Origin of the sequence: Klebsiella sp. w6 (assembly GCF_033100215.1) — a bacterium.
Classification (GTDB): Bacteria; Pseudomonadota; Gammaproteobacteria; order Enterobacterales; family Enterobacteriaceae; genus Klebsiella; species Klebsiella variicola.
Genome location: NZ_CP136907.1, coordinates 5,322,566 through 5,335,833, shown reverse-complemented (window position 1 = coordinate 5,335,833; position 13,268 = coordinate 5,322,566). Strand labels below are relative to the sequence as shown.

General features: G+C 56.6%; 13 protein-coding genes. 10 read left to right on the top strand and 3 right to left on the bottom strand.

What is annotated here, in order from left to right:
• Positions 1–96 precede the first annotated feature (96 nt).
• From tatA to tatD, 4 genes are read left to right on the top strand one after another with little or no spacing between them, the layout of a single operon-like run.
• Positions 97–348, top strand: coding sequence for a Sec-independent protein translocase subunit TatA (tatA, locus tag R0140_RS25945; protein WP_002883425.1), 252 nt, complete (start codon positions 97–99; stop codon positions 346–348).
• 3 nt (positions 349–351) lie between these two features.
• Positions 352–888, top strand: coding sequence for a Sec-independent protein translocase protein TatB (gene tatB / locus R0140_RS25940; protein ID WP_023323445.1), 537 nt, complete (start codon positions 352–354; stop codon positions 886–888).
• Between the two features lie 2 nt (positions 889–890).
• Positions 891–1,670, top strand: a complete 780-nt coding sequence (gene tatC / locus R0140_RS25935) for a Sec-independent protein translocase subunit TatC (RefSeq protein ID WP_004886745.1) — start codon at positions 891–893, stop codon at positions 1,668–1,670.
• A 32-nt stretch (positions 1,671–1,702) separates the two neighbouring features.
• Complete coding sequence (tatD, locus tag R0140_RS25930; protein ID WP_162493294.1) at positions 1,703–2,506, top strand: 3'-5' ssDNA/RNA exonuclease TatD; 804 nt, start codon at positions 1,703–1,705, stop codon at positions 2,504–2,506.
• On the opposite strand, the gene rfaH is transcribed toward tatD, so the two are convergent.
• The gene (gene rfaH, locus R0140_RS25925; RefSeq protein WP_008807930.1) at positions 2,503–2,991 is read right to left on the bottom strand and encodes a transcription/translation regulatory transformer protein RfaH; all 489 of its coding nucleotides are present in this window, start codon (positions 2,989–2,991) and stop codon (positions 2,503–2,505) included. The two genes, tatD and rfaH, sit on opposite strands and share 4 nt — an antisense overlap.
• A 178-nt stretch (positions 2,992–3,169) precedes the next feature.
• On the opposite strand from rfaH, the gene ubiD reads away from it, so the two are divergent.
• Both ubiD and fre read left to right on the top strand, forming a co-directional pair.
• The gene (ubiD, locus tag R0140_RS25920; protein ID WP_032741613.1) at positions 3,170–4,639 is read left to right on the top strand and encodes a 4-hydroxy-3-polyprenylbenzoate decarboxylase; all 1,470 of its coding nucleotides are present in this window, start codon (positions 3,170–3,172) and stop codon (positions 4,637–4,639) included.
• A gap of 55 nt (positions 4,640–4,694) precedes the next feature.
• A complete protein-coding gene (gene fre, locus R0140_RS25915) occupies positions 4,695–5,396 on the top strand; it encodes an NAD(P)H-flavin reductase (protein ID WP_008807928.1) in 702 nt (233 codons plus the stop codon).
• Between the two features lie 106 nt (positions 5,397–5,502).
• Here fre and fadA read toward each other — a convergent pair whose 3' ends face one another.
• Positions 5,503–6,666: an acetyl-CoA C-acyltransferase FadA gene (gene fadA, locus R0140_RS25910; protein WP_008807927.1), complete on the bottom strand. Its 1,164-nt coding sequence runs from the start codon at positions 6,664–6,666 to the stop codon at positions 5,503–5,505.
• A 9-nt stretch (positions 6,667–6,675) separates the two neighbouring features.
• Positions 6,676–8,865, bottom strand: coding sequence for a fatty acid oxidation complex subunit alpha FadB (fadB, locus tag R0140_RS25905; protein ID WP_032741615.1), 2,190 nt, complete (start codon positions 8,863–8,865; stop codon positions 6,676–6,678).
• A 191-nt stretch (positions 8,866–9,056) separates the two neighbouring features.
• On the opposite strand from fadB, the gene pepQ reads away from it, so the two are divergent.
• From pepQ to hemG, 4 genes are read left to right on the top strand one after another with little or no spacing between them, the layout of a single operon-like run.
• Positions 9,057–10,388 carry a Xaa-Pro dipeptidase gene (pepQ, locus tag R0140_RS25900; RefSeq protein ID WP_012969182.1) on the top strand — a complete coding sequence of 444 codons (1,332 nt, stop codon included), beginning with the start codon at positions 9,057–9,059 and terminating at the stop codon, positions 10,386–10,388.
• Complete coding sequence (locus R0140_RS25895; protein WP_008807924.1) at positions 10,388–11,002, top strand: IMPACT family protein; 615 nt, start codon at positions 10,388–10,390, stop codon at positions 11,000–11,002. The genes pepQ and R0140_RS25895 overlap by 1 nt, the downstream gene beginning before the upstream one ends.
• 39 nt (positions 11,003–11,041) lie before the next feature.
• Positions 11,042–12,493 carry a Trk system potassium transporter TrkH gene (gene trkH / locus R0140_RS25890; RefSeq protein WP_008807923.1) on the top strand — a complete coding sequence of 484 codons (1,452 nt, stop codon included), beginning with the start codon at positions 11,042–11,044 and terminating at the stop codon, positions 12,491–12,493.
• Between the two features lie 11 nt (positions 12,494–12,504).
• Positions 12,505–13,038, top strand: coding sequence for a menaquinone-dependent protoporphyrinogen IX dehydrogenase (gene hemG, locus R0140_RS25885; protein WP_012543216.1), 534 nt, complete (start codon positions 12,505–12,507; stop codon positions 13,036–13,038).
• Positions 13,039–13,268 lie beyond the last annotated feature (230 nt).

The following is a 13,268-nucleotide window of genomic DNA, read 5'->3' as shown; positions in this document are numbered from 1 at the left end:
CGCAAAATCATGCCGGCGGCCTGACGAAGAGGCGGCTCGCAGGATGGCGTGTATAATGCGTCCACATAATTCATCATCTGTCATAGGGGAACGTGTATGGGTGGTATCAGTATTTGGCAGTTATTAATTGTTGTCGTCATCGTAGTTCTGCTTTTTGGGACGAAGAAGCTGAGCTCACTGGGGTCAGACTTAGGGGCATCTATCAAAGGCTTTAAAAAAGCCATGAGTGATGATGATAAACCCGAAAAGTCGGCGCCAGACGCAGATTTCACGGCGAAAACCATCGCCGATAAACAGGATGATGCAAAAAAAGACGAGACAAAACGCCACGACAAAGAGCAGGTGTAACTCGTGTTCGATATTGGTTTTAGTGAACTACTGCTGGTGTTTGTGATTGGCCTCATTGTTCTGGGGCCACAGCGGCTTCCCGTCGCGGTTAAAACGGTGGTTGGCTGGATCCGTACGCTACGCTCGCTGGCGACCACGGTACAAAATGAGCTGGCCCAGGAGCTAAAACTGCAGGAGTTCCAGGAGAGCCTCAAGAAGGTGGAAAAGGCCAGCCTGAATAACCTGACGCCGGAGCTGAAAGCCTCCATGGATGAACTGCGCGAGGCCGCGGAGTCGATGAAGCGCTCCTATAGCGCCCACGATCCTGAAAAGGCCAGCGACGAAGCCAATACCATCCTTAATCCGGTGGTGAAAGGCAGTGAAGCGCAGCGCCAGGACGTCACGCCGGCGACGGCAGAACATCAGGCCAGCGCTCCGGCTCATGCGCCGGGTCCCGTCGTCGATGAGCAACCCGCTTCACCGGCTGAACTTCCGGCAGAGAAAACATCCGCTACGGCGGCAGCCCCTCATTCTTCCCCCGCATCGAGTGATAAACCGTAAACATGGGCGTAGACGATACACAACCGCTAATTTCGCATCTGATTGAGCTGCGCAAGCGTCTGCTCAACAGCATCATTGCTATTCTGGTGATCTTCCTGGCGCTGGTCTATTTCGCCAATGATATCTACCAGCTGGTCTCGGCCCCGCTTATCAGCAAGATGCCGGTGGGCGCGACGATGATCGCTACTGATGTCGCTTCACCTTTCTTTACGCCGATAAAGCTGACCTTCATGGTGTCGGTGATCCTGTCAGTGCCGATTATTCTTTACCAGGTATGGGCCTTCGTCGCGCCGGCGCTGTATAAGCACGAGCGCCGGCTGGTGGTGCCTTTACTGGTATCCAGTACGCTGCTGTTCTATATCGGCATGGCTTTCGCTTATTTTGTCGTGTTTCCGCTGGCGTTCGGCTTCCTGACCCATGCTGCCCCAGAGGGGGTGCTGGTCTCGACCGATATCCGCAGCTATCTCGACTTCGTGATGGCGCTGTTTATGGCTTTCGGGGTCTCTTTTGAGGTACCGGTCGCCATTGTGCTGCTCTGCTGGATGGGCGTTACCACGCCGGAAGAGCTGCGCAAAAAACGGCCGTATGTGCTGGTGGGCGCCTTCGTGGTGGGTATGCTGCTGACACCGCCGGACGTATTCTCGCAGACGCTGCTGGCCATTCCGATGTACTGTCTGTTTGAAGTCGGGGTGTTCTTCGCCCGCTTCTACACCGGGAAGCGCCTGACGCGTGATGACGACGCTGCGGCCGAAGCTGAAGCCGCGGAGCACAGAGAAGAGTAATACCGCCAACCGCCCGTCAGGGCGGTTGGCATATGGGAGCGATCATGTTTGATATCGGCGTTAATCTCACCAGTTCGCAGTTTTCCCGCGACCATGATGAGGTGGTGGCGCGCGCCCGGGCGGCGGGGGTTCACGGCATGCTGCTGACCGGCACAAATTTGCCGGAGAGCCAGCAGGCCCAGAGAATGGCGAGCCATTATTCCGGTTGCTGGTCCACGGCAGGGGTTCATCCCCATGACGGCAGCAGCTGGTCGCCAGCGGTCGCCGAGGCGATTTATACCCTCGCCCGCGAGCCACAGGTGGTGGCGATAGGTGAGTGCGGTCTGGATTTCAACCGTAATTTCTCCACGCCGCAGGAGCAGGAGGCAGCGTTCAGCGCCCAACTGGCGCTGGCCGCTGAGCTGTCGATGCCGGTGTTTTTACACTGCCGCGACGCCCACGACCGGTTTCTGGCGTTGCTTAAACCCTGGCTTGAGAAGATCCCGGGCGCGGTGCTGCACTGCTTTACCGGCAGCCGCAGCGAGGTGCAGGAATGCCTGGATCTGGGCCTGTTTATCGGTATTACCGGTTGGGTATGCGATGAGCGGCGGGGACTGGAGCTGCGCGAGCTGCTGCCGGCGATCCCGGCGGAACGTCTGCTGCTGGAGACCGATGCGCCTTATCTGCTGCCTCGCGACCTCAAGCCGAGACCGGCCTCGCGGCGTAACGAGCCCGCGTATTTGCCGCATATCCTGGCCAGCGTCGCGAGCTGGCGGGGCGAAGAGACGCAATGGCTGGAGGCGCAAACGGACGCAAACGTCAGGACGCTGTTTGGCATCGACGTTAACGGCGTTTAGATTTTCTGGAAGTCGGTGTTTTTAACGCTCTGCAGGACTTGCTTATTCAGCAGGTTTAACAGCAACATAGAACGAGCTTCGCCGTCCGGCTCGGTGAAGATAGCCTGTAAGCCTTCGAACGCGCCGTCGGTGATTAGCACGCTATCGCCCTCATGCGGCGTTTCCGGGTCGGTAATGCCTTCTGGTTTGTAGATAGAGAGCTGATGAATCACCGCCGAGGGAACGACAGCGGGCAGGGCGCCAAAGCGCACGAAGTTGTTAACCCCGCGGGTGGCGCTGATGGTAGTGGTATGAATCACCTCTGGATCGAACTCAATAAACAGGTAGTTCGGGAACAGCGGTTCGCTGACCATGGTGCGTTTACCGCGAATGATTTTTTCCAGCGCAATCGTCGGCATCAGGCAGTTAACTGACTGACGTTCCAGATGTTCCTGGGCTCGTTGTAGCTGCCCACGTTTGCAATACAGTAAGTACCAGGCTTGCATAATGACTCATTCCACTTCTAATAACGGCAAGCATAACAAATGGCTGGTGTAATCGCGAAAGCCATTATAATTGAAATCCAAATTTCAGCGTTCTTTCACGCTAATTTAACAAAATTACAGCATCGCGCCGTCGAACACCGTATAATTAGCCGCCTGTAGAGAGGTCAATAACACTTTCATGAAATACCACGATCTTCGCGACTTTCTGACACTCCTGGAACAACAGGGCGAACTAAAACGTATCACTCTGCCGGTCGATCCTCACCTGGAAATCACCGAAATTGCCGACCGGACCCTGCGTGCCGGTGGCCCGGCGCTGCTGTTTGAAAACCCGAAAGGCTACTCGATGCCGGTGCTGTGCAATCTGTTTGGCACGCCGCGTCGTGTGGCGCTAGGGATGGGGCAGGAAGAGGTCAGTTCGCTGCGCGAGGTGGGTAAGCTGTTAGCTTTTCTGAAAGAGCCGGAACCGCCAAAAGGCTTCCGCGATCTGTTTGATAAGCTGCCGCAGTTCAAGCAAGTGTTGAATATGCCGACCAAACGCCTGCGCGGTGCGCCCTGCCAACAAAAAATCATCCAGGGCGATGACGTCGACCTGAATAAAATCCCGATTATGACCTGCTGGCCGGAAGATGCCGCGCCGCTGATCACCTGGGGGCTGACGGTGACCCGCGGGCCGCACAAAGAGCGGCAGAACCTGGGAATTTATCGCCAGCAGCTGATCGGTAAAAACAAACTCATCATGCGTTGGTTATCCCACCGCGGCGGCGCGCTCGATTTCCAGGAGTGGTGCGCGGCGCATCCCGGCGAGCGCTTCCCGGTTTCCGTGGCGCTTGGCGCCGATCCGGCGACCATTCTTGGCGCGGTGACGCCGGTGCCCGATACCCTGTCGGAATATGCTTTCGCAGGCTTGCTGCGCGGCACCAAGACCGAAGTGGTGAAGTGCGTTTCCAATGACCTTGAAGTGCCGGCCAGCGCGGAAATTGTGCTCGAAGGTTACATTGAGGCCGGGGAGATGGCGCCGGAAGGCCCGTATGGCGATCATACTGGTTACTACAATGAAGTGGACAGCTTCCCGGTATTTACGGTGACCCATATTACCCAGCGCGAAGACGCGATTTATCATTCGACCTATACCGGCCGACCGCCCGATGAGCCCGCGGTGCTGGGCGTGGCGCTGAACGAAGTCTTTGTGCCGATTCTGCAAAAGCAGTTCCCGGAAATCGTCGACTTTTATCTGCCGCCGGAAGGGTGTTCCTATCGCCTGGCGGTGGTGACCATGAAAAAACAGTACGCGGGCCATGCCAAGCGCGTGATGATGGGCGTCTGGTCATTCCTGCGCCAGTTCATGTATACCAAATTCGTGATCGTATGCGATGACGACGTCAACGCACGCGACTGGAACGACGTGATTTGGGCGATTACTACCCGTATGGACCCGGCTCGTGATACGGTACTGGTAGAAAATACGCCAATAGATTATCTGGATTTTGCCTCGCCGGTTTCCGGCCTGGGTTCAAAAATGGGGCTGGATGCCACAAATAAATGGCCTGGCGAAACCCAGCGTGAATGGGGTCGTCCAATCAAAAAAGATCCTCAGGTGACGGCGCGCATCGACGCCATCTGGGATGAACTGGCCATCTTTAAATAACAGTAAGCGGGGCTAACGCTGCTGTTTTGCTCTATAGACCCGACAGAGGGGACGCATGACAACCTTAAGCTGTAAAGTGACCTCGGTGGAGGCGATTACCGATACCGTGTATCGCGTTCGATTAGTACCGGAAGCGGCATTCTCTTTCCGCGCCGGCCAGTATCTGATGGTAGTGATGGATGAGCGCGACAAGCGTCCGTTCTCTATGGCTTCCACGCCGTCAGAGCACGAGTTTATCGAGCTGCATATCGGTGCTTCTGAACTCAATCTGTATGCGATGGCGGTGATGGATCGCATTCTGAAAGAGCGTGAAATTGAGGTTGATATTCCGCATGGCGAAGCGTGGCTGCGCGATGACGAAGATCGCCCGCTGATTCTGATCGCCGGCGGTACCGGATTCTCTTATGTGCGTTCTATTCTGTTAACCGCGCTGGCGCGTAACCCGGATCGCGATATCGCCATTTATTGGGGCGGCCGCGAGGCTAAGCATTTGTACGATCTGGCCGAGCTGGAAGCGTTAAGCATCAAGCATCCGAATCTGCGCATTGAGCCGGTGGTCGAGCAACCGGAAGAAGGGTGGCGCGGTCGTTCCGGTACGGTACTGACTGCCGTGCTGCAGGATTACGGCACGCTGGCCGAGCATGATATCTACATTGCCGGTCGTTTTGAGATGGCTAAGATTGCCCGCGACCTGTTCTGCAACGAACGCGGCGCGCGTGAAGATCGCCTGTTTGGCGATGCGTTTGCGTTTATCTGAAAATAAAAAACCCGCCCCTGACAGGCGGGAAGAACGGCAACTAAACCTGCTCTCTTCGCCATTGCTGCCTGTTTCTGGTCGCAATGGCGTTGAGATAACCCTTCGATTAAATCCGCTCAAACACAGTGGCAATACCCTGACCTAAACCGATACACATGGTCGCCAGACCGAACTGAGCGTCTTTGCGTTCCATCTGATTGATCAACGTGGTGCTAATGCGCGCCCCGGAGCAGCCCAGCGGATGTCCGAGCGCGATCGCGCCGCCGTTGAGGTTGATCTTCTCGTCAATCTGCTCCATTAAGCCCAGATCTTTAATACACGGCAGGATCTGCGCGGCAAACGCTTCATTCATTTCAAAGACGTCGATATCGCTGGTGGATAAGCCCGCTTTTTTCAGCGCCAGCTTTGAGGCCGGAACCGGGCCATAACCCATAATGGACGGGTCGCAGCCGACCACCGCCATCGAACGGACGCGGGCGCGTGGCTTCAGCCCCAGCTCGCGGGCGCGGCTTTCGCTCATCAGCAGCATTGCCGCCGCGCCGTCGGAAAGGGCGGAAGAGGTGCCTGCCGTTACCGTGCCGGTCACCGGATCAAATGCCGGTCTCAGCGCCGCCAGCGCTTCGACGGTGGTTTCCGGGCGGATCACTTCGTCATAGTTAAAAGACTTCAGTACGCCATCGGCATCGTGGCCACCGGTCGGGATAATCTCGGCTTTGAAGGCGCCTGATTGGGTCGCCGCCCAGGCGCGAGCGTGAGAGCGTGCGGCGAACTGATCCTGCATTTCGCGGCTGATGCCGTGCAGACGCGCCAGCATTTCCGCGGTCAGCCCCATCATGCCGGCGGCTTTCGCCACATTACGGCTGAGGCCCGGATGGAAATCGACACCGTGGCTCATTGGCACATGGCCCATGTGCTCAACGCCGCCAATCAGGCAGACGCTGGCATCGCCGGTCATGATCATACGGGCCGCATCGTGCAGTGCCTGCATGGAGGAACCGCACAGACGGTTAACCGTCGTCGCCGGTACCGAGTGCGGGATTTCTGCCAGCAGCGCGGCGTTACGCGCAATGTTGAAACCCTGCTCCAGCGTTTGTTGCACGCAGCCCCAGTAAATATCGTCAATCGCGCTCGCCTCAAGCGACGGGTTACGCGAAAGCAGGCTACGCATCAGGTGCGCGGAGAGGTCTTCCGCACGCACGTTGCGAAAGGCGCCGCCCTTCGAACGGCCCATCGGGGTGCGAATTGCATCGACAATGACAACCTGTTCCATTGTGACTCCTTAAGCCGTTTTCAGAGCGCCAACCGGACGGGCTGGCTCTACCTGGGGATAATACGCTTCGTTATGGCGCGCTTTGTCACGCAGACCGGCTGGCACTTCATACAGCGGGCCAAGGTGCTGGTATTGCTGTGCCATATCGAGATACTTCGCGCTGCCGATGGTGTCCAGCCAGCGGAATGCGCCGCCGTGGAACGGAGGGAAGCCCAGGCCGTATACCAGCGCCATATCCGCTTCCGCCGGGCTGGCGATAATGCCTTCTTCCAGGCAGCGGACGACTTCGTTAACCATCGGGATCATCATGCGGGCGATAATCTCTTCATCGCTGAAATCGCGCTTCGGCTGGCTGACGTCGGCCAGCAGGCTGTCGACGGCAGCGTCTTCTTCTTTCTTCGGCTTACCTTTGCTGTCTTCTTTATAACGCCAGAAACCGAGGCCGTTCTTCTGGCCGAAACGGTTGGCGTCAAACAGGGCGTCGATGGCGTCGCGATAATCTTTCTGCATCCGCTGCGGGAAGCCCGCCGCCATCACGGCCTGAGCATGGTGGGCGGTATCGATGCCGACAACATCCAGCAGATAGGCCGGGCCCATTGGCCAGCCAAACTGTTTTTCCATCACTTTGTCGACTTTGCGGAAATCCGCGCCGTCGCGCAGCAGCTGGCTGAAGCCGGCGAAGTAGGGGAACAGGACGCGATTAACGAAGAAGCCGGGACAATCATTGACCACGATCGGCGTTTTGCCCATTTTGCTGGCCCAGGCCACAACTTTGGCAATGGTCTTATCCGAGGTTTTTTCGCCGCGGATCACTTCAACCAGCGGCATGCGATGCACCGGGTTAAAGAAGTGCATACCGCAGAAGTTTTCCGGGCGTTGCAGAACGCTGGCCAGTTCGCTGATGGGGATTGTTGAGGTGTTGGATGCCAGCACGGTATCCGGGCGCACTTTTGCCTCGGTTTCGGCCAGCACCGCTTTCTTCACTTTCGGGTTTTCGACCACCGCTTCAACAACCACGTCGACGCGATCAAAACCGCTGTATTCCAGGGTTGGCTGAATGGTGCTGATCACTCCGGCCAGCTTCAGACCGTCGATTTTGCCGCGTTCCAGCTGTTTATTCAGCAGTTTCGCCGCTTCGGTCATGCCCAGGGTCAGCGATTTGTCGCTAATGTCTTTCATCACCACCGGCACGCCTTTCCAGGCCGACTGGTATGCGATACCGCCGCCCATAATGCCAGCGCCCAGGACAGCAGCATGCTTCGGCGTCTCGACATCTTTGGTCAACTTTTTCGCTTTCGCTTTGACGTACTGGTCGTTCAGGAAGATACCAACCAGCACGCGGGCCTCATTGGTATGGGCCAGCGGGACAAAGCTTTTATTTTCCAGCACCAGGGCTTCTTCACGACCAAGACGTGCGGCGGCTTCAATGGTTTTCACCGCGGTGATCGGCGCCGGGTAATGTTTCCCGGCCGTTTGCGCGACCATGCCTTTGGCAATCGTGAAGCTCATGGTAGCTTCAATTTTGCTGAGCTTCAGCGGCTCTAGTTTCGGCTGACGTTTTGCTTTCCAGTCCAGATCGCCATTAATCGCCTGACGCAGGATCGCCAGCGCGCCGTCACGCAGTTTTTCCGCTGCGACCACACCATCCACCAGGCCGATTTTCAGCGCCTGATCGGCGCCGACGTCTTTCCCGGCGGCAATAATTTCCAGCGCGCTATCGGCGCCGAGCAAGCGTGGCAGACGCACAGAACCGCCGAAGCCCGGCATAATGCCAAGCTTGGTTTCCGGCAGACCGATACGCAGATCCGGCGTCGCCAGGCGGTAATCGGTCGCCAGGACGCATTCACAACCGCCGCCCAGCGCGTAACCATTGACGGCAGAGATCGTCGGGACGGGAAGATCTTCCAGACGATTGAAAACGCTGTTAGCAAAATGCAACCACTGGCTTAACTGCTCCTCAGGGACCAGGAACAGCGAGAGGAATTCGGTGATATCCGCGCCGACGATAAACGCCGCTTTTTCAGAGCGCAGCAGCAGACCTTTGAGATCGTTTTGTTTTTCCAGTACGTCCAGCGCGTGACCGAGGCTGGCTACGGTTGCGGTATCAAGCTTGTTGACCGAACCTGGGGCATCGAACACCAGTTCGGCGATGCCATCTTCCAGCCAGTCGAGGTACAGGGTGTCGCCTTTGTAGAGCATGTCAGTCTCCTGAATCCAGCAATATGATCTGGTCATACCAGATGAAACGGAGTGTGGAATTTATGTTAAAGAATTGCAAATTACTCTTTAAATAATTGCTGGTCGGATCACATCCGGCGGAAATCACCCGCACGCAGGGTGATGTGCTAAGATGCGGAGTATCACGATCCCATAAAAGCAAAGGATGAAAGATGGAATCCCTGTCCGCGCTCTATAAAAATCATATTGTTACCCTACAAGAACGTACCCGCGACGTGCTGGCCCGTTTTCAGATGGATGCGCTGCTGATTCACTCCGGTGAGCTGGTTAACGTCTTCCTTGACGACCACCCGTACCCGTTCAAGGTCAATCCGCAGTTCAAAGCCTGGGTGCCAGTGACGCAGGTGCCTAACTGCTGGCTGCTGGTGGATGGCGTTAACAAACCGAAGCTGTGGTTCTATCTGCCGGTCGATTACTGGCACAACGTCGAGCCGCTACCGACCGCATTCTGGACCGAAGAAGTTGACGTCATTGCTCTGCCGAAGGCCGATGGCATCGGCAGCCAGCTACCTGCCGCTCGCGGTAATATCGGTTATATTGGGCCGGTACCGGAGCGCGCGCTGGGGCTGGGTATCGCTGCGGATAAGATCAACCCGAAAGGGGTTATCGATTACCTGCACTACTATCGGGCTTACAAAACGGATTACGAGCTGGCCTGTATGCGTGAAGCGCAGAAATCGGCGGTCAATGGTCATCGCGCGGCCTATGAAGCTTTCCAGTCCGGGATGAGCGAATTCGATATCAACCAGGCCTATCTCACCGCCACTGGTCACCGCGATACCGACGTGCCTTACAGCAACATTGTCGCGCTGAATGAGCATGCCTCCGTCCTGCACTACACCAAACTGGATCATCGCGCCCCGGCGGAGATGCGCAGCTTCCTGCTCGACGCTGGCGCAGAATATAACGGCTATGCCGCGGATCTGACGCGAACCTGGGCGGCGCACGGCGACAACGACTTTGCCCATCTGATCAAAGACGTTAATGACGAGCAGCTGGCGCTGATTAGCACCATGAAGGCCGGGACTCGTTATGTTGATTACCATATCCAGTTCCATCAGCGCATCGCAAAGCTACTGCGTAAACACCAGTTGGTTACCGACATAAGCGAAGAGGCGATGGTGGAGAATGACCTGACCGGGCCGTTTATGCCGCACGGGATTGGCCATCCGCTGGGTCTGCAGGTGCATGATGTCGCTGGCTTTATGCAGGATGACACCGGTACGCATCTGGCGGCGCCGTCGAAATACCCGTATCTGCGCTGCACCCGTATTATCGAGCCGCGCATGGTGCTGACTATTGAACCCGGCATCTACTTCATCGAGTCGTTACTGGCGCCGTGGCGTGAAGGCCCGTTCAGCAAGCACTTCAACTGGCAGAAAATTGACGCCATGAAGCCGTTTGGCGGGATCCGTATCGAAGATAACGTGGTGGTTCACGAAAACAGCATTGAAAATATGACGCGCGATCTGAAGCTGGCTTAATGGAAAGCTGGTTAATCCCGGCGGCGCCGGTTACCGTCGTTGAGGAGATTAAAAAAAGCCGTTTTATCACGCTGTTGGCGCATACCGACGGCGTGGCGGCGGCAAAAGCGTTTGTCGAGTCCGTCAGAGCGGATCACCCTGATGCCCGCCACCACTGCGTGGCGTGGGTCGCCGGGCCGCCTGATGATTCGCAACAGCTGGGGTTTTCTGACGATGGCGAACCGGCGGGGACGGCGGGTAAACCGATGCTGGCGCAACTGATGGGGTGCGGCGTGGGTGAGATAACCGCTGTCGTCGTGCGCTACTACGGTGGTATCCTGCTGGGCACCGGCGGCCTGGTGAAAGCCTATGGCGGCGGTGTTCATCAGGCGCTGGCGCAGCTGACGACGCAGCGCAAGACGCCGTTAACAGCATATACTTTGCAATGTGAGTATGGGCAACTGGCCGGTATCGAAGCGCTGCTCGCCCAATTCTCCGGGAAGGTAGTCGAAAGCGAATATCTGGCGTCGGTTCGGCTGCGCGTGGCGCTTCCCCGGGCCGAAGTGGCGGCTTTTTCAGCAAAACTGGCTGATTTTAGTCGCGGTTCATTGCAATTACTGAAGATTGACGAATAATCCCCTCTGTTTTTTTGCCTATCAAAGGAAGCGCCAGAGATGCATTTTCGCGCCATAACCCGAATCGTTGGACTGTTGGTCATCTTATTTTCGGGGACGATGATCGTTCCGGGATTAGTGGCCCTGATATATCGCGATGGCGCGGGGCGGGCCTTCACGCAAACCTTTTTTGTTGCGCTGGCGATTGGCTCCATGCTGTGGTGGCCGAATCGTAAACAAAAAGGCGAACTGAAATCCCGCGAAGGGTTTCTGATTGTGGTGCTGTTCTGGACCGTGCTGGGGAGCGTGGGGGCCTTGCCCTTTATTTTCGCCGAGCAGCCGAACCTGACGGTGACCGATGCCTTCTTCGAGTCATTTTCCGGCCTGACGACGACCGGAGCGACCACCCTGGTGGGTTTGGACTCATTACCTCATGCAATCCTCTTTTACCGGCAGATGCTGCAATGGTTCGGCGGCATGGGGATCATTGTGCTGGCGGTGGCGATTCTGCCTATCCTCGGCGTCGGGGGGATGCAGCTCTACCGCGCGGAAATGCCCGGTCCGTTGAAAGACAACAAAATGCGCCCGCGTATCGCCGAGACGGCGAAGACGCTGTGGCTTATCTATGTGTTATTGACGATAGCCTGCGCATTGGCGCTCTGGTTTGCCGGTATGCCGGCGTTCGATGCGATTGGGCACAGCTTTGCCACTATCGCCATCGGCGGTTTCTCGACTCACGATGCCAGCGTCGGCTATTTCAATAGCCCGATGATTAACTCTATCATCGCGATCTTTTTGCTGATCTCTGGCTGTAACTACGGTCTGCATTTTTCGTTATTGAGCGGACGTAGCCTGAAGGTGTACTGGCGCGACCCAGAATTTCGCATGTTCATTGGCGTCCAGTTGACGCTGGTCATCATCTGTACGCTGGTGCTATGGCTTCATAACGTGTATGGGTCGGTGCTGACGACGCTGAATCAGGCTTTTTTCCAGGTGGTGTCGATGGCGACCACCGCGGGATTCACCACCGATAGCATTGCGCGCTGGCCGCTATTCCTGCCGGTGTTGCTGCTCTGCTCCGCATTTATCGGCGGCTGTGCCGGGTCCACGGGCGGTGGCTTAAAGGTGATCCGTATCCTGTTGCTGTTTAAGCAGGGCAACCGTGAGCTTAAGCGTCTGGTACACCCGAATGCGGTTTATAGCATCAAGTTAGGTAACCGCGCCTTGCCGGAACGTATTCTTGAAGCCGTGTGGGGATTCTTCTCCGCCTATGCGCTGGTCTTTATCATTAGTATGTTGGCTATTATCGCCACCGGGGTGGATGATTTCTCTGCCTTCGCCTCCGTGGTGGCGACGTTGAACAACCTCGGGCCTGGGCTTGGCGTTGTCGCGGACAACTTTGCCACTATGAACCCGGTCGCGAAATGGATCCTGATTGCTAATATGCTGTTTGGTCGTCTGGAAGTGTTCACCTTACTGGTGCTCTTTACTCCCACTTTCTGGCGCGAATAACAGGAGTGCTCGTGAAAACTTTAATACTCTTCTCCACCCGCGACGGGCAGACCCGTGAAATCGCTTCGTTTCTGGCCTCCGAGCTGAAAGAGCTGGGCATCGACGCGGACACCTTGAACCTGAACCGTACCGATGTCGTCGAATGGCATCACTACGATCGGGTGGTCATCGGCGCGTCGATTCGCTACGGGCACTTTCATCCGGCGGTGGACCGCTTTGTGAAAAAGCATCTGGCATCATTGCAGGCGCTGCCGGGAGCATTCTTCTCTGTTAACCTGGTGGCGCGTAAACCCGAGAAGCGCACGCCGCAGACCAACAGCTATACGCGTAAGTTTCTGCTGAACTCGCCGTGGCAGCCGCAGAGCTGCGCGGTATTTGCCGGCGCGCTGCGCTACCCGCGCTACAGCTGGTACGATCGGTTTATGATCCGCCTGATTATGAAAATGACCGGGGGGGAAACGGATACCCGCAAAGAAGTGGTCTATACCGACTGGCAACAAGTATCCCGGTTTGCTCGGGAAATCGCACAAATGGCGCGCAAATAGCGCGTAAAACTCGCGTTGTGATGGAAAATCGAGCGAACGAAAAGTTTTTTTGAATTTCCCCTTGTCACCTCAGAATTACTCCCTATAATGCGCCTCCACTGACACGGAACAACGGCAAACAAGCCGCCGGGTCAGCGGGGTTCCGGTGAGAACCTCGCAGAGAAAAGCAAAAATAAATGCTTGACTCTGAAGCGGGAAAGCGTAATATGCACACCCCGCGCCGCAGCGAA